This window comes from Acinetobacter sp. 789_lipA (assembly GCF_058242845.1).
Map to the genome: position 1 here is coordinate 1,748,968 of NZ_JBZAYS010000001.1, position 20,481 is coordinate 1,769,448.

A 20,481-nucleotide genomic window follows, 5' to 3' on the forward strand; every position below is an offset into this window, starting at 1 on the left:
ATTGATATGGGAATAAAGCTTTGAGCGATCTCTTCAAGAATGCCATATTGTGGCTAGTGATACTGGGCGTACTGATCCTTATTTTCAGTAATGTCAGTAGCAATGAAAAGCCGACAGCGATGAATTATTCAGAGTTTGTTGCTGCGGTGAATGCTGGTCAAATTAAGCAAGTGACAATTGATGGCGAACGAATTCATGGCCAAAAATCAAACGGTTCAGAGTTTGAAAGTATTCGTCCTGCGGTTCAAGACCCAGAGCTTATGCCTAATCTGATTAAAAATAACGTTGTCGTTGAAGGTACTGCACCTGCGCGCCAAGGTTTATTGATGCAACTTTTGATCGCAAGCTTCCCTGTACTTTTAATCATTTTGTTATTCATGTTCTTTATGCGCAACATGGGTGGCGGAGCAGGTGGTAAAAACGGTCCAATGAGTTTTGGTAAGTCAAAAGCAAAAATGTTGGCAGAAGACCAAATTAAAGTGACTTTTACCGACGTCGCTGGCTGTGATGAAGCAAAGCAAGAAGTTGTAGAAATTGTTGATTTCTTAAAAGATCCTTCAAAATTTAAACGCTTAGGTGCAACGATTCCTAAAGGCGTGTTAATGGTGGGTCCACCGGGTACAGGTAAAACTTTACTTGCAAAAGCAATTGCAGGCGAAGCGAAAGTACCATTCTTTAGTATTTCTGGTTCTGACTTTGTTGAAATGTTCGTGGGTGTGGGTGCGTCTCGTGTTCGCGACATGTTTGAACAAGCGAAACGTCATGCGCCATGTATCATCTTTATTGATGAGATTGATGCTGTGGGTCGTCATCGTGGTTCAGGTACAGGTGGTGGTCACGATGAGCGTGAGCAAACCTTGAACCAAATGTTGGTGGAAATGGATGGCTTTGAAGGTAATGAAGGTATTATCGTCATTGCTGCGACAAACCGTGCCGATGTACTGGATAAAGCTTTACTCCGTCCGGGTCGTTTTGACCGCCAAGTAATGGTTGGCTTACCAGACATTAAAGGTCGTGAGCAAATCTTAAATGTTCACATGAAGAAATTGCCTTCAGTGACTGGTGTCGATGTACAAGTGCTTGCACGTGGTACGCCAGGCTTCTCGGGTGCACAATTGGCGAACCTTGTGAACGAAGCTGCACTCTTTGCTGCGCGTCGTAACAAGAACACTGTCGATATGCATGATTTTGAAGATGCAAAAGACAAGTTGTACATGGGCCCTGAACGTAAGTCGATGGTGATTCGTGAAGAAGAACGTCGTGCAACTGCGTACCATGAAGCTGGTCATGCGATTGTGGCTGAAATTCTGCCGGGTACAGACCCTGTACATAAAGTGACTATTATGCCGCGTGGTTGGGCGTTGGGTGTAACTTGGCAGTTGCCTGAACATGACCAAACCAGCCACTATAAAGACAAAATGTTGAATGAACTTTCAATTTTGTTTGGTGGTCGTATTGCTGAAGAAATCTTTATCAACCAAATGTCGACAGGTGCTTCAAACGACTTTGAACGTGCAACTAAAATGGCACGTGCGATGGTGACCAAGTACGGTATGTCTGACAAACTTGGTGTAATGGTGTATGAAGATGATTCTCAGCAATCATTCATGGGCAGCATTGGTAGTCGTACGATTTCTGAAGCAACACAGCAACAAGTAGATGCTGAAGTTCGTCGTATCATCGATGAGCAATACCATGTCGCACGCAATATCTTAGAAAACAATAAAGATATTGCTCATGCGATGGTGAAAGCTCTGATGGAATGGGAAACGATTGATCGCGAGCAAATTCGTGACATTATGGAAGGTCGTGAGCCACAACCACCAAAAGTATATGTTGCAGAAAATCCTGTGATAGATGTAACTCCAACGGATGGTCCAAGTACACCACCACCATTACCATCTGCAACTTAATTTTTAAAAGTTAAAATAAAAAACCACCTTCGGGTGGTTTTTTATTGCGCAGATTTTCCACTGCCGATGAAGAAAAATAGGCACTTAAAAGTGGGAACGCGTTAAGATAATGTAAGTTGAACTGGAGAATATTACATGCAATTGATGGCTTTGCCGAAGAAAATCCTACGTTGTGGTGAGCTATCACTCGACCTGTCGGTACCGCATGTGATGGGTATTTTAAATGTGACGCCAGACTCGTTCAGTGATGGCGGCAAACATAATGGCAAAGCACAAGCGCTTACGCATGCTCAGCAAATGATTGCGGATGGGGCGACAGTCATCGATGTTGGGGGGGAATCTACACGTCCAGGTGCATCTGTGGTTGAGGTTGAGGAAGAGATTCGTCGTGTCGTCCCAGTGGTGGAAGCTTTGGCTGAACTTGATGTGGTCATTTCGATTGATACCTCTCAACCTGAAGTAATTCAAGCTGCGGTCGCAGCAGGTGCGCATATCTGGAATGATGTACGAGCATTAACACGCCCGAATGCTTTAGAAACGGCAGCTGAACTGAATATCCCAGTGATTATCATGCATATGCGTGGTGAACCGACCACCATGAATGGTTTAGATCAATATGATAATGTCACTTTAGATGTGATGGCTGAGCTTTCCCAGCGCGTGTCGGATGCACTCAAGGCTGGTGTCAAAGCTGAAAATATCATGATTGATCCGGGTTTTGGCTTTGCTAAAAATGCAAAGCAGAACCTTAAGCTTTTAAACGAATTCCATCAGCTGAATCAGCTCGGGTATCCCATCTTGTCCGCATTGTCACGAAAGCGCTTTATCGGAGAAGCTTTAGGTGGGGCCGATGCAGGGCAGCGGGCCGTGGGTTCTGTAGCGGGACATTTGCTGAGTATTCAACAAGGCGCGTGTATGGTGCGCGCCCATGATGTCAAAGCCATGAGTGATGCGATCAAGGTTTGGCAAGCGATGAATATGGCTTAATGCGGCGGTGGAATGCTGAGCTAATGATTTAATTTGTAAATTTGATCTATATTAGATTTTTAGACTGGCAGCATCTTCAGATGCTGCTTTTTTATTTGGTGATTTGTTTGGTTTATGTTATATAGACTCGTTTTTTAAGTTTCTCATTTTGAGTGCCTGTATGTTTGCAGATTTACTTCTCCCTATGTTTGATGATGAATATTATCCCGATATTCTTGTTGCTGAAGTGAAGCAGCATGTTGAGACTTTTGCTAAAAAAATTGTAAAAGCAAAATCTGAGGGTGATATCTATCAATATGCCAATGCCACAGTAGCTGAAATTAATGAAATGAAGCCGCATTTTGAAGATCTAGATTCATCATTAGATGATTCTGCTGCCGATTTTATTGCTGAAGCGATGATGATGGTGGTGCAAGATGCTGGGTTTATGGATATTGAAATGGAAGAATTGGTGGTGAACAGAGAGTGGTGAGTCACTCTCTCATTTCAAGTTCTGTTGGTTTTGCTTTAGAAACAGAGTTTGCTGTTACAACTCATCTAAAAGATCGGTGAGATGACAGCTTTGATTTAAATGCTCATCTCCAATCGCATCGACTGTCATCACGTATTCGCCTTCGACCATTTCAGCATTTGCACTGAGATTCAGCCAAAATTTTGGATGCTTTTTCATGAGCTCACGAATATGTTGCTCATCTTTAGTGTGATTAAAGCTTAATTTAAAATGAGCATCTACTGATTTACACGCATGTAAATAGAGTTGACGGTCTTTTTCAATAATCGTGCCTGCAAACAAGTCATAAAACGTATCGCTATCTGTTTGCTGCGAGGTGGGGTTTGCATGGCTGACGTTTGAAAAAATGAGGCATAAGATGATAATAAGAGTGTTCTTTTTCATATTGTGATGGCTTTGTTGCACAAACCTAGCCTATAAGGTTTATTCAGTCCTATAATTTCAAAATGAATAAACCTACTCCTAAAACTTATCGTACAACCAACTGGTCTTCCTATAATCGCGCTCTCATTAATCGGGGCAACATTTCCATTTGGTTTGATCCAAACACTCAGTGGTATGCACAACCACAAAACAAGCAAGGTCGAAATCAAACTTACTCCGATACGGCTATTCAATGCTGTTTAATGATCAAATCTTTATTTAGACTCTCTTTACGCATGGTCACAGGTTTTGTTCAAAGTCTGATTAAACTTTGTGGATTAAATTGGACCGCACCAGATTACAGTACGCTTTGTCGAAGACAAAAACATATTGATATTGCGATTAGCTATCAAAAAAGTAGTGATGGGCTACATCTACTCGTCGACTCAACTGGCTTAAAGTTTCTAGGTGAAGGTGAGTGGAAACGTAAGAAACATGGACCTGAATATCGTCGCCAATGGCGTAAGCTTCATATTGGCATCGATGCTGAAACCTTGCAAATACGTGCAGTACAGCTTACTACAAATAATGTGAGCGATTCGCAAGTACTCGGTGATTTACTTGCTCAAATTCCCTTAGATGAACGAATTGATTCGGTCTATACCGATGGTGCTTATGACACGAAGCACTGCAGACAAGTCATTCTAGATCGAGATGCACATGCGCTCATTCCGCCAAGAAAAAATGCAAAACCATGGAAAGATCAGAAATTGAGATCTTTAGAGCGGAATGAGTTACTGAAAACAGTTAAACGTTTAGGAAGAACGCTTTGGAAAAAATGGTCTGGTTATCATCGTCGAAGTTTAGTTGAAACCAAGATGCATTGCATCAAACTATTAGGTGATAAATTAACAGCAAGGAGTTTTTCTAGTCAGGTGAATGAGATTCATGCACGCATAGCCGTATTGAACAAATTTACAGAATTAGGTCGTCCTCATACCCAAGTTGTCACTTGAATTCTGTTCAAATGAGCAGAGTGTTATCTTTTAAATCTTTGTGCAACAAAGCCTATTGTGATTGTTATGTGCTTCGATGCATAAATTATAGACATAAAAAAACCAGCATATCGCTGGATTTTTTATTGCACCATCTTAATTAGCTTAAGAATGGTGCCCGAGGCCAGACTCGAACTGGCACGCTTTGTGGGCGGGGGATTTTAAATCCCCTGTGTCTACCGATTTCACCACTCGGGCATGAGCGCAATAATAGAGGACGAAATAAAAGTTGGCAAGTCTATTTGTGATTATTTGCTTTCTTTTCAATCAATTCAGCGGTTTATGTTTAAAAAATAGCAAAATTATCTGTGCTGCACTTGTTCAGGCTTCATAAAAATGTCATCGACTTGAGATATGGATGTCATCTTTTTCGCATAAATTTCAAGTCCATATCGTCTTTAGGCAATCCACATGACAAAAAAAATGAACCGCCGAGAACTTATTCAAAAAACTTTGGCAGGATTTGGTGCTTTATCTTTACCTATTTCACTGACTGCTTGTGGTGATGACGCCGACTCAAACACACAGCCCAATACGCAAGTGCAATTTTTGCATGGGGTTGCCAGTGGTGATCCTTTACAAACTCAAGTGATCATTTGGACACGTGTAACACCGACGGACAGCAGTGCGCGTTTAGAAGTGCAGTGGGATGTAGCAAAAGATGCAGACTTTAAAAACATTACAGCAACAGGAAAGGTGCTGACTACAGCTGCACAAGATTTTACTGTGAAAGTGGATGTGACGGGACTTGCTGAGGGGCAAGTTTATTTCTACCGTTTTAAATCGGCGTCGACATATTCAACCACAGGGCAAACCAAAACCTTGGCAGCGCAGGTACAGTCGGTTCAGTTTGCCGTATGCTCATGTTCAAATTATCCAGCGGGTTATTTCCATGTTTATAAAGAAATGGCCAAACAAGATGTGGATGTTGTGATTCATTTGGGGGATTACATTTACGAATATGGTATGGGCGGATATGCAACGGAAGAGGCTGTAGCGATGGGGCGCGCACTGGCGGATGATAATAATGCAGAAATTATTCGCTTAGATGATTATCGTAAACGTTATGCTTTATATAGACTAGATCAGGATTTACAGGCCGCGCATCAACGCCATCCTTTTATTGTGGTATGGGATGACCATGAGTTAGCCAATGATACATGGAAAGATGGCGCTGAGAACCATCAGCCAGATAATGAAGGCGATTTTCTCGATCGTAAACTTGCGGCACTGGCAGCCTATTTTGAATGGATGCCAATCCGTCCGCTTTCTGAAAAAGATCATTTGAATATTTATCGCCAGTTTAACTTTGGTAATTTAGTGCAGTTGAATATGTTGGATACGCGTATTCTAGCGCGGAGTAAACAGCTAGATTATGCGGATTATTTAACCGCATCGAGTTTGGATGCTGTGCGCTTTACTACAGATATGCAAGATCCAAATCGAACGTTACTGGGGTTGAATCAACGCGCATGGTTAACACAGCAACTTGCGAGCTCTAAAGCCACATGGCAAGTTTTGGGTCAGCAGGTGTTGATGAGCAAAATGCTTGTTCCAGCCGAGATGTTACAAGTGCTCAGTGCAATCAGTAGCGGCGCGGTAACTCCAGAGGTTTTGGCGCAGGTGAATCAACTCATTAAAGAATTGGTAGAAATAAAACTTCGTTACTTAAATCATGATCCATCTTTAACAGTAGAGCAGTTGTCTCGTATTAAAACTGTGGTTCCTTACAATTTAGATGCATGGGATGGTTATGCGGTTGAAAGGGAGACGCTGTACGGCACACTGCAGTATTTAAATAAAAAAGTCGTGGTCTTGGCTGGTGATACCCATAATGCATGGGCATCGGACTTACACGATTTAACAGGGCAGTTTGTGGGTGTGGAGTTAGCGACAAGTTCAGTTTCCTCGCCAGGTATGGAAAAGTATTTGTCTATTTCAATGCAACAACTCAAAGAGTTTGAGTTTGCTTTTACAACCTTGATTGATGAGCTGAATTATTGCAATTTAAATCAGCGTGGTTATTTGAAAGTCCGTTTTACCGCAGAGCAGGTGCAAGCGGATTGGATTTTTGTGGATAGCATTAAGCACAAAGAATACATCGTTGATGAAACTCGCTCGCATCAAGTGATATTAGACCCGACATTATTGCCAATCAGTTCGTTAAAGCAAACGGCCTAAAATGGCCTTAGAAAAAACCGAGCATGATTGCTCGGTTTTTTTATAATTTCTCATCGATATAACTGTCGAGATCGATGTGCTTAATCTGCTTACAGTAAGCATGCTCATACTTCAGCAGTTGCACATATAAATCTGCTTCATGCCCCAGCTGGGTTTTCCGTGCCTGATAATCTTCAGATTGATGGGAGCTAAAGCGCAACTGGAATCGAGATTTGACCGTTTGCTTATAGGCCCAAAAACAGACACGTCTGAGTTGTTGTAACTGATGATGTTCAACCGACTGGCTGTGGTCTCGAAATAAATTTTCTTTATAGAAGCGCACAAAACCAAAGTTCACACCAAAATAAAACAAGACCCACATCAGCAAACTGCTTTCAAGGAACATCAGATTTAGTCCACTTAAAAGAATCACTGCAGCGAGTTTGATGGGCGCATGGCGTTGCAGTTGATACAAGGAGTTTGATGAATGTTTAATTTGCTTAATGACAAAAGGTAAGACCCACATCAGCACCAATAAAATACTAATAATGGCATAACTGTGACTTTGCAGCGGATCGAGATTCTCCAAGTGAGTTAAGTAAAAATCTTTCAGAATTAAGCTGATTGGAATAAAAATCATCACCGCCAAAACCCACGGAATAATTTCACGTTGGTCATCTAAAATACCGCGTGTTTTGATTTGACTATAAAACAAGTAATTACGTTTAAATGCGGCAGGGTAAAGGGTCTCTAATTGTTGCAGTAACAGTTGAACTTGTTTGGATTGCATCGTCAAAAAAGAGCGTATGAGAAAAATAGCCTTTACTATAGTAGATTTGGAAGGGGATGGCTCAAAAAAATACGTGAAACAGAATATTCACAGAGAAAAGTACAACAATTTCGCTTTTTCGCTCTGAATTATGCGAAAATGTCGGATTCAATTTTTTTGTCTAAGGGCAGTTCATGACTGATCATTCTCCTGAATCTTTAAGTGATATCGAAATTTTAGACATTTTGCAGTCTATGAAAGACGATGAGCTTGATACAGAGGCAAAAGAAGAGATTCGTAAAGGCGGTAAAGCGGGTCGTCAAGAAGCACATAAACTTGCGATTGTGGCTTTGAACCAATCTTTTGAAAGTAAGTTTGTTGAAGCTGTAGCTTTGGCGTTGGGTCTGAATGAAGGTCAAGCCAAAAAAATTCGCTATAAGAAAGACCGCATCCGTATTTTAAAAGTACGTGGGATTGATTACATGGCGATTGATGGTGCGGAAACAGCACAGGTCTTGTCACAAGTTACACAAGCAATTGTACGTGAAGATGCGACCGTGACACATGATTTACACAACATCTTCCCATTTTGGAAAGAAGGCTGGCCAATGGTTCAGTTTGACAGTGCATATAAAATTTTATCTGAAGATATTAGCATTCACTATCAAGCGACTTTAGATAAACTGCTTGAATTGTATGGTCGTTAAGATCGCAGTCTCAAAAGCACCTTCGGGTGCTTTTTTTATGGCGTTATATTAGCTATGGAAAATCCAAGACAGTAATAAGCTGATGGGCCAAATAAACAGTCGCCACCATGTAATCAGTAGATTCCAGAAATACTGTCCAAAAGACAGAGTCTCGTTAAAGCTGCGTTGCCCACGTTCATAAGCATAAGGTGTAATCCGCCATGCTAAAATCAGCAAAACAATCGCACTTACGATCAGAAGTGTGTGGCTGTATTGGGAAAAATAATAGTAAATCAGATAAAGCGCAGAATAAAAGAAAGTACACGCCAAAATAGCAGGCAATGAAAAAGACATAAGCTTGACTCTATTATATTGTTATATCAAGGCATTATAAATGAAAATACCCGATGTGATACATCGGGTATTTATCGGTTGTTGAGCTTAAGGTTCGTTATAACTCAGTATGAGTATTTGATTAACCCAGTGTTGAGTAAAGTGGGAAAATACCAAAGATCATCGCTGTAACCAACATGACTAAACAGGTAATTACTGCCCACTTGATGGTAAATTCTTGGTGTTCACCAAAGTTAATTCCAGCCAATCCACAGAGTAAGTAAGTCGATGGAACCAATGGGGACAGTAAGTGTACAGGTTGACCAACAATCGATGCACGAGCCATTTCCACAGGAGTGATACCATAGTGTCCAGCGGCTTCAGAGAGTACAGGCAGTACACCAAAGTAGAAGGCATCATTCGACATGAAGAAGGTCAGTGGCATACTAATCACAGCCGTGATAGGTGCTAAATACGGCCCCATACTTTCTGGAATAATGGCAACCAGTTCTTGAGACATGGCTTCAACCATACCTGTACCCGATAAAATACCGGTAAAAATACCTGCCGCAAAGATAATCCCGACTACAGCTAAGGCACTGGCAGAGTGGTTACCAACCAAACGCTTTTGCATGTCTAGATCTGGATAGTTCACCACCAAGGCAATACACAGGGCAACCATGAACAGAATCGCCGCAGGTAAAATGCCCATTACTAAGCAGACCATCAAGACCAAAGTTAGTAGAGCGTTAAACCATCTTAAGTGGGCACGGTTGGCTTCAGGTTCTTGCGAAATCTGAATACTGTCACCATGGCTAATATCTAATTCCACAATACCAATGCGTTTACGCTCCATACGGCCATACATAAAGCCGAGGAAGTATAACCACCCAATTGCAACGAGCATTGGTAAAATCATCGGAACAAAGACATCGTTTGGATCAACATGTAATGCAGTTGCAGCACGTGCTGTTGGTCCACCCCATGGCGTTAGGTTCATGATTCCGCTCGCAAGCATCATTAGGCAGGCCATAATTAAAGGGCTCATACCAATACGCTTATACAGCGGTAGCATTGCGGCAACACAGATCATATAAGTGGTTGAACCGTCACCATCCAGGGAAACAATTAAAGTCAGCGTAATAGTGCCAAGGGTCACTTTTAAAGGATCACCTTTAACCTGCTTTAAAATCCACTTCACAGAAGGGTCGAATAGACCCGTGTCGATCATAATTGCAAAATAAAGGATTGCGAAAAGGAGCATTACGCCCGTAGGAGCGAGCTTTTTAATGCCTTCCATCATCATATTGCCAAGTTCAGCAATATCAAATCCAGCAAGGTTGTCAACAAAGAGACTTAAAACATAAGTAAGTAATGCAAAAATGATAGGGATTAAAGTTAAAGCAACAAGAGCGCTCAGTCGTTTGGACATGATTAAGTACATGAAGCACATAATCATGCCTAAACCTAAAATGGTCAGCATGGATCAATCCTTTGAACGTGTTAAGTCTGTTTATTCATCAAGTGACAGCGATAGTATGCAATTCAGCATGATTTTTAAATGCTCTTAAACATATGTGATTTTTCATTCTATTTTTCTAATAAATAATATATATATGTAAAGTATGGTTAAGATACTTATTTTGTATAACTTCATATGGTTAAATCTGAAGCAAAAAAAACCTTGCAGTTGCAAGGTTTTAATTCAAGGCGATGTTTCTATTCCTCGACTGTTTGGGTTGCAGGCTGTAGTGTTTCTTCAAGTAAGCGCGTCACTAAAAGTTGGTCAATCTTAAAATGATCGACATCAACCACTTCAAATTTAAAGCCTGCGTATTCTACGGTATCGGCAGGGCGTGGAATTTTGCGTAGACGGTACATCATAAAACCAGCCAAGGTTTCATAATTTTCTTCATCTGGCATTTCATCAATGGCCAGTGCATGCTTCATGTCTTCAATCGGCGTGCTGCCATCAATCAGCCATGAATTATTATCACGTTTAATGATCTGTTGTTCGGCTTCAATTGGAGTAACCCAATCGCCCATCACGGTAATCATAATGTCAGATAGGGTAATTACCCCTACAACTAAGGCATATTCATTAATAACGACAGCAAATTTTTCTTTGGTTGAACGGAAACGATCTAGCAATTCAGAAAGGGTCAGGGTATCTGGAATGGTCAATACACTACGAATGGTATTTTCATTTAATTGTAATAGAGACTGATTATTTAAAATACGTACCAGAATGTCTTTGGCATCAATATAGCCAATCACATCATCAATATTTTCACTACACACTAAAAACTTGGAATAAGGATATTCTGCAAGTTTTTGGCGAATACTGGCTTCAGACTCTTTTAAGGTAAAGAACACCACATTTTCACGCGTGGTCATACTTGATGGAACATTACGTTCTTCAAGTTCAAATACATTTTCAATGAAATGATGTTCTTGCTTTTGTAGTACACCCGCTTGTGCACCGGCATCCATCACTGCGGAAATATCAGCAAAGGTAATGTTGTCATCACGAATGGTATTCACTTTAAACAGACGGAATAGCAAATTGGCGATGGCATTAATGACCCAGGCAAGGGGCTTACAAATTTTAATAAAAACCTGAATCGGGTTAATGACAGAAACAGCAATTTTTTCTGGCGCAATCATGGCCAAGCGTTTTGGCATGAGGTCAGCAAACAAAATAAATAGAGAGGTGACTAAAGTGAAAGATAGAGCAAAGCTAATGGTTTCAGACCAAGGACCTGTATAAAAACGAGAAACAAAGCTCATGAAGTAGGGACGAAAAGCCCCTTCACCTAAAATACCGCCCAAGATCGCCACTGCATTTAAGCCAATTTGTGAAGCGGCAAAGAAGTCAGCAGAATTTTCTTGTAAATTCAAAACTTTCTGTGCGCGATCATCGCCCGACTCAGCCAAGATTTTCAGCTTGACCTTACGTGCTCCTGCCAGTGCAATTTCTGTCAGAGACAAGAAACCCGCCCCAGCAATCAGGACTAGAATGATAACTATGTTTTGAAAAAGGCTCACGGAATCCACCTGTGATTCATCGTTATTATGAATATTTTTAACACAAAAAAATAAAGACAGTAATCACTTACTGTCTTCTATCATACCTGAGTTATTGGTATGAAAATGAATTATTTAGAGCTTGAATGCTTAATAATGTGAGAATTGCGAGTTATTGCCTAAAAACTCTCGATTTTCTTCCTCAATCATTTGACGTGCCACATACAAAATCAGCTGTCTGAGCCAGCGATGTGCAGGATGGTGATGTAACAGTGGACACCATGCCATTTTCAACTCAAGTTCTGGAATATAAAAAGGTGGGTCTTTAATCAGGAGGTTTTGACTTTTGGCTTGTAAGCGTGCAATACGGGTCGGTAAAGTCGCGATCAAATCTACATTTGAAGCCAATAGTGCAGGCATTTGATAATGTCGGGTGAAGACCGAAATTTTACGTTTTTGGCCAATCCGTTCTAAAGCTTGATCAATCCAACCTAGACCTGCTTGTTTTTCAGGGTTAACGCCGAAACCAACGCCCATACCTGTTTTAGAGACCCAAATATGCTGTGCATCGAGGTAACTTTTTAGGTTTAAGTTGCTGGCAGCGGGGTGTTTACCGTTGAGTAGACATGAAAAACTGTCACGCCAGACCAAAACTTGGTGGAAGCTTTGTGGAATTTCATTGAATCGGTTAATGGCTAGATCAACTTTACCTTGTTCCATATCACGATATGACACATCACTTGGAGTTAAGAAGTCTAAAACCACATTGGGTGCTTCAGAACGTAATGCTTTAACGAGGCGGGGAACTAAGGTTGCTTCGGCATAGTCCGAAGTCATAATACGGAAAACACGGTTTGAAGTGTAAGGACGGAACTCGGTACGAGGTTCCAAAATCATGGAGAGATCAGAAAGAGCGTCACGTATGCGGGGTTGTAACTCTAAAGCCCGTTCGGTCGGTGTCATACCTTCAGAAGAGCGAATTAGCAGGGGATCATTAAATAAGTTACGAAGACGACGTAGAATATTACTCATTGCTGGTTGGGTGACACCCAATTGTTCAGCTGCTCGGGTTACATTTTTTTCGCGTAAAAGTACGTCCAAGTAAATTAAGAGGTTTAGATCAACCCGCTCCAGATTCATAAAATAAATACCGAGAATAAAATCATGAAATTGTTTGCATTATGCCATAAGCCATCGGGCTTGTGTAATAAACTGACGAAAAAAAAAGCATCGGGTTGTACAAAGAATACCCCCTTCATTTTCTCAGAAAATGGGTTTTTATGCTTAAAAACGGAGAGCATATTAGTCCTAAGCAATGTCTCAATATGCGTAAATTGAGGCTCAGATTATTGCTTAGAAAATGGCTTAAGCTGGCCTGTTATTGATGGAATAAAAGCGTGATAAATACTCTTTTTGCTGAATATTGAACTTTTGTCATTTGGGTCAAATTAAGTATTGATTTTTGGTTTGAACTCTTTTTTCCAACGGCCGAGACTTAAGTCTAATGAAGAAATATTCGACAAAGGATGTATTTTTCACGGTTTTCTTATTTTATTTAAGTTTAAAAATAACAATTACTTAATTATGTTTTATCGAAATATAATTAGACTTTTATCTATATATTTTTTAAATAAATACTGAAAATTAATGCAGAATATTGGATTAATTTATTCTGTCAATCTAATCTGTATTCATCGCAACGAAGCGCTCTAAATCTAAGCAAAAGCTTGAGGGTCTGATTTTAGCTTTTCGTTGAAGAAAATCCTAATATTATTACAGGAAATATCATGACTACATATCAAACAGCGATTGATGCAATCCGCGAATTAAAAGCAAAATTCGGTAGCACTTGGGCAGACATCAGTCCTGAAGATGCTGCGCGTATGCAAATCCAAAACCGTTTCAAAACTGGTTTAGATATCGCTAAATACACAGCTGCAATTATGCGTCGTGATATGGCTGCTTATGATGCTGACTCTAGCAAATACACTCAGTCTTTGGGTTGCTGGCACGGTTTCATCGCACAACAAAAAATGATTGCGAACAAAAAATACTTCGGTACGACTGAACGTCGTTACATCTACCTTTCTGGTTGGATGGTTGCTGCGCTTCGTTCAGAATTTGGTCCACTTCCTGACCAATCTATGCATGAAAAAACTTCAGTACCTGCGTTGATCGAAGAAATCTACACGTTCTTACGCCAAGCTGATGCGAAAGAATTAAACGACCTTTTCCGTGCGCTTAAAAAAGCAAACGAAGCAGGCGATACTGCTAAAGCTGCTGAAATCACTGCACAAATCGACGGTTTCCAAACTCACGTTGTGCCAATTATTGCAGACATCGATGCTGGCTTCGGTAACGAAGAAGCGACTTACTTACTTGCTAAGAAAATGATCGAAGCGGGTGCTTGTGCACTACAAATCGAAAACCAAGTATCTGACGCGAAACAATGTGGTCACCAAGCTGGTAAAGTAACTGTTCCTCACGAAGACTTCATCTCTAAAATCCATGCATTACGTTATGCATTCTTAGAAATGGGTCTTGACGACGGTATCATCGTTGCGCGTACTGACTCTGAAGGCGCTGACTTGACTCAAAAAATCCCAGTGGTTAAAGAGCCAGGCGACATCGCTTCTCAATACATCGGTTTCCTAGACACTGTTGAAATTGACATTGCTGATGCTCAAGAAGACGAAATCTTAATCAAGCGTGATGGTAAACTTCACCGTCCAAAACGTTTGGCTTCTGGTTTATACCAATTCCGTCCAGACACACAAATTGACCGTGTTGTTCTTGACTGTGTATCTAGCCTTCAAAATGGTGCTGACCTTCTTTGGATCGAAACTGCGACTCCAAACGTTGACGAAATCGCGCACATGGTTAACCGTGTTAAAGAAACAGTTCCAAATGCGAAACTTGTTTACAACAACTCTCCATCATTCAACTGGACGTTGAACTTCCGTCAACAAGCTTACGACCGTTGGGTTGCTGAAGGTAAAGACGTTTCTGCTTACGACCGTGCTAAATTAATGAGCGCTGAGTACGATGCTACTGAATTAGCTGCTGATGCAGACGCTAAGATCCGTACATTCCAAGCAGATGCTGCTCGTGAAGCGGGTGTGTTCCATCACTTGATCACACTTCCGACTTACCACACTGCTGCTCTTTCTACTCATGAGCTTGCACAAGGTTACTTCGGTTCTGAAGGTATGTTGGCTTATGTTGCTGGCGTACAACGTAAAGAAATCCGTGGTGGTATCGCTTGTGTTAAACACCAAGCAATGGCGGGTTCTGACATCGGTGATGATCACAAAGAAATCTTCTCTGGTGACAACGCTCTTAAAGCGCACGATGATGCTAAAAACACAATGAACCAATTCGCTGCTCACTAAGCACTGAACTGATTCATAAAAAAACCCTGCTAAAGCAGGGTTTTTTTATGAATTAATTTTTAGCTTGTTGAACAGTTTGAGCGTGAAATATTGAACAAAAATATTAAGGCATCAGAATCAGTAGCCAAACAATAAAGATAATACTTAAAGAAACAAACTGTGCAGCACTACCCATGTCTTTGGCATTTTTTGAAAGCTCATGCCGCTCCAGAGAAATACGATCCACAATCGCCTCAATGGCTGAATTGAACAATTCAACAATAATTGCAAGTAAACAAACGGCTACCATGAGGGCTTGTTCTAAGCGACTGACATCACAGAAAAAGCTTATTGGAATCAGAATCAGGTTAATCAATAGGACTTGGCGAAAAGCTGCTTCGTGCGCAAATGCGGCCTTAAAACCTGAAATGGAATAATGAGTTGCATTAAAAATACGCTTAAAACCTGACTTGCCTTTGAGTGGGGAATATTGGCTCATACCATCAACCATTTTAAAATTTCAGCCACAATACATGATCTATATTAAAAGTCACTTAATTATAGTATTCAAAAAGTGCTTAATCTATGTACACCTAAAATAAGGAGAAAGAGATTAAAAAAGCCTACTTTTTAATCTCTATAGTTAAAGGATGGATATTGGTTGAAAGTAAACGAGATGCTCAGTTGTTTGGTTTGCTTTGTGTGACTTATTCTATTTTTTTCAAAAAAGCATCCGCTGCTTGACGTCCCAAAGCAGGGTCATCGGTAAAGATACCATCCACTCCAGCTTTAAAGAAAATTTCAAACTCTGCCAGCGCGCCTTTTTCGCACTTTTCAGCGGCTATCGCGCTACAGTCTAAATAGTCTGCTAAGAAATTATTTTCTGGGCGTAGGGTATAAGGATGTACTTTTAAGCCCACTGCGTGTGCATCGTTTACAAAACTGGTCGGGGTCGCCGGCTGAGTATTGGGCACGATATAGGTTTTACTTGGCCCAACACCATGTGCATAACTTGCGACGTCTTTCAGTCCTTGAGGTGTTGCCATATCACTATAGCGGAGTGTTGATTTGGCAAGCACAGCATCGGCAGGTTGTTCGGAGTTACCGCCATAGAGTTGAATAATTTTGGCATGTTGAATCGATTTTAATTGATCTAACTGTTGACGCATCTGTTTTAAGTTGCTGACTTCAAATGACTGGATATAGACTGGTGCAATGTCACGACTATAGCTGTGTTTGGCCAGCGTGGTTAATAGGCGTTGCTCCATGGCCAAATTGAGACCTTGGAAATAGCTGGGATGTTTGGTTTCGATATACAGGCCCACAATTTTTCCTGTCTTTTTATAGTGCGCATCTACGAGTTCAATAATTTCATCTAAAGTGGGCAGATCAAATTGATCATTATATTGGGCATTTGCTGGACGAATCTCTGGAATACGTTCTCGTGCCTTCAGTTGCTTCAGCTCGTTTAAAGTAAAGTCTTCAGTAAACCAACCTGTGTAAGTCACGCCATCAACGACTTTACTGGTCTTCCGTTCTGCAAACTGCGGCAAGCTGCTGACATTGGTGGTTCCTCCGATTTCATTTTCATGGCGAGCGATTAAATAACCGTCTAGAGTTGGCACCAAATCAGGCTCAATAAAATCTGCACCATCATCAATTGCTTTTTGGTAAGCGGCTAAGGTATGTTCAGGGCGTAGCGCGCTGGCGCCGCGATGTCCAATAATAAGCAATGTAGGCTCAATGTATTCGGCGTTGTTTGATGGTGGCTGGGATGTTGCATTGTCTTTCTCATCATGATGACAGCCCAATAAACTTAAAAAAATAAAGCTCAATAATGTTCTTTTTAACATGTGTTCCTCAACATTTTATTGTGGTGTTGCGGACTCAGTGTTCAATTTTAATATCTCAGATCAATGACAAATTGCGAAAAATTACAGGATGTCATCAATTGGTCAAAAAGCTTTCTTCATAGTTTCTTCATATTTAGCTCTAATGTTCTATTTCATGTTGTTAAGTCTTGTTTTTTAATGATTCGTCATAGAAGATCAAGCATGAAGTGATGCCCAGTTTCTAGATCTAGCCTCAGACCCAAGAGTACCGCAGTCCCATGCTGTCTAAATTTTTTATTCATCGTCCAATTTTTGCTGGTGTGTTGGCGATTATCGTGATGGCATTTGGTTTATTTGCCACCTTCCAGTTGCCTGTAGAGCGCTACCCCGATATTGCACCTCCGCGAATTACTGTGAGTGCAACATATACGGGTGCGTCGGCAGAGACGGTGGAGGAGAGCGTTACTCAGGTTTTAGAGCAGCAAATTAAAGGGATTGATCATTTACTGTATTTTAGTTCGAGCAGTGACTCGAATGGCCGTAGTCGAATCAGCATTAGTTTTGAGAATGGAACTGACCCAGATACCGCTCAGGTGCAAGTTCAAAATGCCATCAATGGAGTGATTAACCGTTTACCAGAAGATGTACAGCGTCAAGGGATCAATGTCTATAAATCGCTTGGCGATACGCATATGGTGATTGGCTTATATGACCAAACAGGCAAAAGCAGCAATATTGCACTGTCTGATTATATGATGACGCATTTGGAGCAAGATTTAGCCCGTATTGATGGGGTTGGTGAGGTTGATGTCTTTGGCGCACAGTATGCCATGCGCTTATGGCTGAATCCGCACAAATTGCGTCAATATGGACTGATGCCGAGTGATATTCGTGCGGCGGTTGAAGCGCAAAACACGCAAGTGGCCGCAGGGGCAATTGGCGAGTTACCTAGCCTGTCAGATCAATATTTAAATGCCAAAGTTACCTCCGGTACACGTTTAAAAACCGTTGAAGAATTTGAGAACATCATTGTCAAATCGACCCGTGATGGCAGTTTTATTTATTTAAAAGACGTCGCACGGGTGGAACTGGGCGCGGAAAATTATCAGTCGTTTAATACCATTAATGGTTTTCCTTCAGCGGGTATGGGCATTTCATTGTCTTCAGGGGCCAATGCACTGGCAACTTCGGCATTGATCAAACAAGAAGTCAGCCGATTGTCCTCTAAACTCCCAGAAGGCTATCAAATTGTTTATCCACGTGATAACACGCCTTTTGTGCAAGAGTCGATTAAGGAAGTGGTCAAAACACTGTTTGAAGCAGTGCTTTTGGTGATTGTGGTCATGTTTGTCTTTTTGCAAAATTGGCGTGCAACGTTGATTCCCACTATCACTGTGCCTGTTGTAATTTTGGGCACGCTGGCCATTCTGTATGTGCTCGGGATGAGTATCAACACCTTAACCTTATTTGCATTGGTCTTAGCTATCGGGCTTCTGGTGGATGATGCGATTGTGGTGGTGGAAAACGTTGAACGGCTGATGCATGAACAGCAGATGAGTGCTCAACAAGCTTCGATTGCATCGATGCAGGAAATCAGTGGGGCATTGATTGGGATTACTTTGGTGTTAACTGCAGTGTTTATTCCCATGGCCTTTTTCGGTGGCTCGACAGGAGTGATCTACCGTCAGTTTTCAATGACCTTGGTTGCTGCCATGGCGCTATCTCTGCTGGTCGCATTAATTCTAACGCCTGCACTATGTGCCTTAATTTTAAAACCCAATGATAAATCGGCACGATGGGCAACTTGGTTTAATCTGACGTTAGATCAGCTAAAACAGCGTTATTTAAAGCTGAGTAGCCAGACCATTCAGCACAGTAAAATCATGCTGGTAGTTTTTGTGGCGTTAATTGCCGTCTTTGCGCTGTTTTATCGTGCTTTGCCGACCAGTTTTATTCCCAGTGAAGATCAGGGTATTTTAAGTGTCCAGTTTAAACTGGCCGATGGTGCACCGCTGAGTCAAAGCCGTGTGGTTGGGGAAGAAATTCGCCAATACTTTTTAGATAAAGAACAGGCCAATATCTATTTGGTGATGATCCGTTATGGTCGTAATTTCTCGGGGACGGGACAAAATTTAGGTCAGGGTTTTATTGCGTTGAAACATTGGGATGAACGTAAGGGGAAAGAGAACTCCGCACAAGCGATTCGAGAACGGGCGATTGCTCATTTTAGATCGCATCGAAATGCGCAAATTAATGTAAATATGCCGTCTTCAGTCAGTGGCTTAGGGCAAACCGATGGCATGGAGTTTTGGATACGTGATATCAATGGCGAAGGTCGTGCCTATTTAGAAGCACAGTTCAAAACTTTGCAGGAAGCATCCAAGCAGTATTCTAGTTTTAGCAATTTAGATAAACGTTCTAACCCAGATAAAGCCGAACTCAAAGTGGATGTGAACCAAAAGCAAGCTTTGGCCAATGGACTCAGCCAGACCGCCATTAATAGCACTTTATCCAGTGCTTGGGGTGGAAGTTATATCAATGACTTTATTGACCGTGGTCGGATTAAGCGGGTAATTATGCAAGGGGATGCCGAATTTCGTTCAAAACCTGATGATCTTCAAGCATGGACCGTACGTAATGATCTGAACCAAATGATTCCTTTTACAAATTTTGCTCAAGTATCTTGGAGTGGAGGCCCTGAGGTAGTGAATCGCTTTATGGGCTATACCGCACTAGAAATGGAGGCGGATACAGCACAAAATGTTAGTTCTGGACAAGCCATGCAAGACGTACAAAACATGGTACGAGGGCATGATGGTATAGATTTGGCTTGGAGCGGGTTATCGTTCGAGGAAAACAAGTCCAATAACCAAGCATTGCTGCTGTATTTGGTCTCCATAGGCTTTATCTTTTTATGCCTTGCTGCACTTTATGAAAGTTGGAGTATTCCAACTGCAGTCATGAGTGCGATTCCACTCGGTATCGGTGGCAATATTTTGTTCAGTTATCTGACGGGTTTTCCGAATGATATTTACTTTCAAATTGCCTTGCTGACTACAATTGGTCTGTCCTGTAAAAATGCGATTTTAATTGTGGAATTTGCTTCACTGGCGCAGCAAAAAGGCCAAACCGCAATTGAAGCTGCCTTGGAAGGCGCAAGCTTACGGTTACGCCCGATTTTAATGACGTCTTTGGCTTTTGGCGCGGGTGTTACACCTCTGGTCTTTGCTTTTGGTGCAGGGGCCGCAAGTCGTCAGGAAATTGGGGTGAGTGTACTTGGTGGCGTGATTTTTGGCACGGTGTTGGTATTGCTGTTTATTCCTTTAATGTATGTCTTGGTTCGCCGTGTGTTTCATGGACGAACACCTCAGGACGAGGTTTAAGATCGAATCCGAAACATTCGTGTGCAGTCTGAATAGGCAAAGCGAACCTTTAACCCAATCAGGCTGAAAGGCCTGACATTTAAAGATCGTT

General features: G+C 41.4%; 16 protein-coding genes and 1 tRNA gene. 8 read left to right on the plus strand and 9 right to left on the minus strand.

Annotated features, from left to right (window positions below; all coding sequences use genetic code 11):
* Positions 1 to 20: 20 nt before the first annotated feature.
* From ftsH to AC4CUZ_RS08435, 3 genes are all read left to right on the plus strand, one after another.
* Positions 21 to 1,913 (plus strand): ATP-dependent zinc metalloprotease FtsH, encoded by a 1,893-nt coding sequence (ftsH, locus tag AC4CUZ_RS08425; RefSeq protein ID WP_005400430.1) that lies wholly within the window; start codon positions 21 to 23, stop codon positions 1,911 to 1,913.
* A gap of 135 nt (positions 1,914 to 2,048) precedes the next feature.
* Positions 2,049 to 2,900 (plus strand): dihydropteroate synthase, encoded by an 852-nt coding sequence (folP, locus tag AC4CUZ_RS08430; protein ID WP_419380853.1) that lies wholly within the window; start codon positions 2,049 to 2,051, stop codon positions 2,898 to 2,900.
* A 160-nt stretch (positions 2,901 to 3,060) separates the two neighbouring features.
* Complete coding sequence (locus AC4CUZ_RS08435) at positions 3,061 to 3,372, plus strand: DUF5713 family protein (RefSeq protein ID WP_004982696.1); 312 nt, start codon at positions 3,061 to 3,063, stop codon at positions 3,370 to 3,372.
* Between the two features lie 54 nt (positions 3,373 to 3,426).
* On the opposite strand, the gene AC4CUZ_RS08440 is transcribed toward AC4CUZ_RS08435, so the two are convergent.
* Positions 3,427 to 3,795, minus strand: a complete 369-nt coding sequence (locus AC4CUZ_RS08440; RefSeq protein WP_201952108.1) for a hypothetical protein — start codon at positions 3,793 to 3,795, stop codon at positions 3,427 to 3,429.
* Between the two features lie 62 nt (positions 3,796 to 3,857).
* Between AC4CUZ_RS08440 and AC4CUZ_RS08445 the strand changes: the two genes are divergently transcribed.
* Complete coding sequence (locus tag AC4CUZ_RS08445; protein WP_001040037.1) at positions 3,858 to 4,790, plus strand: IS5-like element ISAha2 family transposase; 933 nt, start codon at positions 3,858 to 3,860, stop codon at positions 4,788 to 4,790.
* A gap of 151 nt (positions 4,791 to 4,941) precedes the next feature.
* On the opposite strand, the gene AC4CUZ_RS08450 is transcribed toward AC4CUZ_RS08445, so the two are convergent.
* Positions 4,942 to 5,027, minus strand: a tRNA-Leu gene (locus AC4CUZ_RS08450).
* 213 nt (positions 5,028 to 5,240) lie between these two features.
* On the opposite strand from AC4CUZ_RS08450, the gene AC4CUZ_RS08455 reads away from it, so the two are divergent.
* Positions 5,241 to 7,010, plus strand: a complete 1,770-nt coding sequence (locus AC4CUZ_RS08455) for an alkaline phosphatase D family protein (RefSeq protein ID WP_419381283.1) — start codon at positions 5,241 to 5,243, stop codon at positions 7,008 to 7,010.
* Positions 7,011 to 7,050: 40 nt separating this feature from the next.
* Here the strand turns inward: AC4CUZ_RS08455 and AC4CUZ_RS08460 are convergent, their stop codons facing one another.
* Positions 7,051 to 7,779, minus strand: coding sequence for a hypothetical protein (locus AC4CUZ_RS08460; RefSeq protein WP_419381284.1), 729 nt, complete (start codon positions 7,777 to 7,779; stop codon positions 7,051 to 7,053).
* A gap of 173 nt (positions 7,780 to 7,952) precedes the next feature.
* On the opposite strand from AC4CUZ_RS08460, the gene AC4CUZ_RS08465 reads away from it, so the two are divergent.
* Entirely contained in the window at positions 7,953 to 8,465 is a 513-nt protein-coding gene (locus AC4CUZ_RS08465; protein ID WP_490747479.1) for a hypothetical protein, read from the plus strand.
* A gap of 48 nt (positions 8,466 to 8,513) precedes the next feature.
* On the opposite strand, the gene AC4CUZ_RS08470 is transcribed toward AC4CUZ_RS08465, so the two are convergent.
* From AC4CUZ_RS08470 to AC4CUZ_RS08485, 4 genes are all read right to left on the minus strand, one after another.
* On the minus strand, positions 8,514 to 8,798 hold the full coding sequence (locus tag AC4CUZ_RS08470) for a hypothetical protein (protein WP_490747480.1): 285 nt from the start codon (positions 8,796 to 8,798) through the stop codon (positions 8,514 to 8,516).
* A gap of 121 nt (positions 8,799 to 8,919) precedes the next feature.
* A complete protein-coding gene (locus tag AC4CUZ_RS08475; RefSeq protein ID WP_125279981.1) occupies positions 8,920 to 10,260 on the minus strand; it encodes a CitMHS family transporter in 1,341 nt (446 codons plus the stop codon).
* 236 nt (positions 10,261 to 10,496) lie between these two features.
* Positions 10,497 to 11,825, minus strand: a complete 1,329-nt coding sequence (gene paeA / locus AC4CUZ_RS08480) for a polyamine export protein PaeA (RefSeq protein WP_419381285.1) — start codon at positions 11,823 to 11,825, stop codon at positions 10,497 to 10,499.
* Between the two features lie 129 nt (positions 11,826 to 11,954).
* Positions 11,955 to 12,944: a LysR family transcriptional regulator gene (locus AC4CUZ_RS08485; protein ID WP_004695623.1), complete on the minus strand. Its 990-nt coding sequence runs from the start codon at positions 12,942 to 12,944 to the stop codon at positions 11,955 to 11,957.
* A gap of 647 nt (positions 12,945 to 13,591) precedes the next feature.
* Between AC4CUZ_RS08485 and AC4CUZ_RS08490 the strand changes: the two genes are divergently transcribed.
* Positions 13,592 to 15,196 (plus strand): isocitrate lyase, encoded by a 1,605-nt coding sequence (locus AC4CUZ_RS08490; protein WP_078388603.1) that lies wholly within the window; start codon positions 13,592 to 13,594, stop codon positions 15,194 to 15,196.
* Between the two features lie 103 nt (positions 15,197 to 15,299).
* On the opposite strand, the gene AC4CUZ_RS08495 is transcribed toward AC4CUZ_RS08490, so the two are convergent.
* Together AC4CUZ_RS08495 and AC4CUZ_RS08500 are read right to left on the minus strand one after the other, a co-directional pair.
* Positions 15,300 to 15,674, minus strand: coding sequence for a diacylglycerol kinase (locus tag AC4CUZ_RS08495; RefSeq protein WP_419381286.1), 375 nt, complete (start codon positions 15,672 to 15,674; stop codon positions 15,300 to 15,302).
* A gap of 208 nt (positions 15,675 to 15,882) precedes the next feature.
* Positions 15,883 to 17,028 (minus strand): glycerophosphodiester phosphodiesterase, encoded by a 1,146-nt coding sequence (locus AC4CUZ_RS08500; protein WP_419381287.1) that lies wholly within the window; start codon positions 17,026 to 17,028, stop codon positions 15,883 to 15,885.
* A 257-nt stretch (positions 17,029 to 17,285) separates the two neighbouring features.
* Here AC4CUZ_RS08500 and AC4CUZ_RS08505 point away from each other — a divergent pair, with 257 nt between their 5' ends.
* A complete protein-coding gene (locus AC4CUZ_RS08505; protein ID WP_419381288.1) occupies positions 17,286 to 20,390 on the plus strand; it encodes a multidrug efflux RND transporter permease subunit in 3,105 nt (1,034 codons plus the stop codon).
* The last annotated feature ends 91 nt before the right edge of the window (positions 20,391 to 20,481 follow it).

Excerpts from the sequence above, each read along its gene's own strand:
- folP (WP_419380853.1), top strand. The coding sequence starts at position 2,049 with ATGCAATTGATGGCTTTGCCGAAGAAAATCCTACGTTGTGGTGAGCTA.
- AC4CUZ_RS08435 (WP_004982696.1), top strand. The coding sequence starts at position 3,061 with ATGTTTGCAGATTTACTTCTCCCTATGTTTGATGATGAATATTATCCC.
- AC4CUZ_RS08440 (WP_201952108.1), bottom strand. The coding sequence starts at position 3,795 with ATGAAAAAGAACACTCTTATTATCATCTTATGCCTCATTTTTTCAAAC.
- AC4CUZ_RS08445 (WP_001040037.1), top strand. The coding sequence starts at position 3,858 with ATGAATAAACCTACTCCTAAAACTTATCGTACAACCAACTGGTCTTCC.
- AC4CUZ_RS08455 (WP_419381283.1), top strand. The coding sequence starts at position 5,241 with ATGACAAAAAAAATGAACCGCCGAGAACTTATTCAAAAAACTTTGGCA.
- AC4CUZ_RS08460 (WP_419381284.1), bottom strand. The coding sequence starts at position 7,779 with ATGCAATCCAAACAAGTTCAACTGTTACTGCAACAATTAGAGACCCTT.
- AC4CUZ_RS08465 (WP_490747479.1), top strand. The coding sequence starts at position 7,953 with ATGACTGATCATTCTCCTGAATCTTTAAGTGATATCGAAATTTTAGAC.
- AC4CUZ_RS08470 (WP_490747480.1), bottom strand. The coding sequence starts at position 8,798 with ATGTCTTTTTCATTGCCTGCTATTTTGGCGTGTACTTTCTTTTATTCT.
- AC4CUZ_RS08475 (WP_125279981.1), bottom strand. The coding sequence starts at position 10,260 with ATGCTGACCATTTTAGGTTTAGGCATGATTATGTGCTTCATGTACTTA.
- AC4CUZ_RS08485 (WP_004695623.1), bottom strand. The coding sequence starts at position 12,944 with ATGAATCTGGAGCGGGTTGATCTAAACCTCTTAATTTACTTGGACGTA.
- AC4CUZ_RS08490 (WP_078388603.1), top strand. The coding sequence starts at position 13,592 with ATGACTACATATCAAACAGCGATTGATGCAATCCGCGAATTAAAAGCA.
- AC4CUZ_RS08495 (WP_419381286.1), bottom strand. The coding sequence starts at position 15,674 with ATGAGCCAATATTCCCCACTCAAAGGCAAGTCAGGTTTTAAGCGTATT.
- AC4CUZ_RS08500 (WP_419381287.1), bottom strand. The coding sequence starts at position 17,028 with ATGTTAAAAAGAACATTATTGAGCTTTATTTTTTTAAGTTTATTGGGC.
- AC4CUZ_RS08505 (WP_419381288.1), top strand. The coding sequence starts at position 17,286 with ATGCTGTCTAAATTTTTTATTCATCGTCCAATTTTTGCTGGTGTGTTG.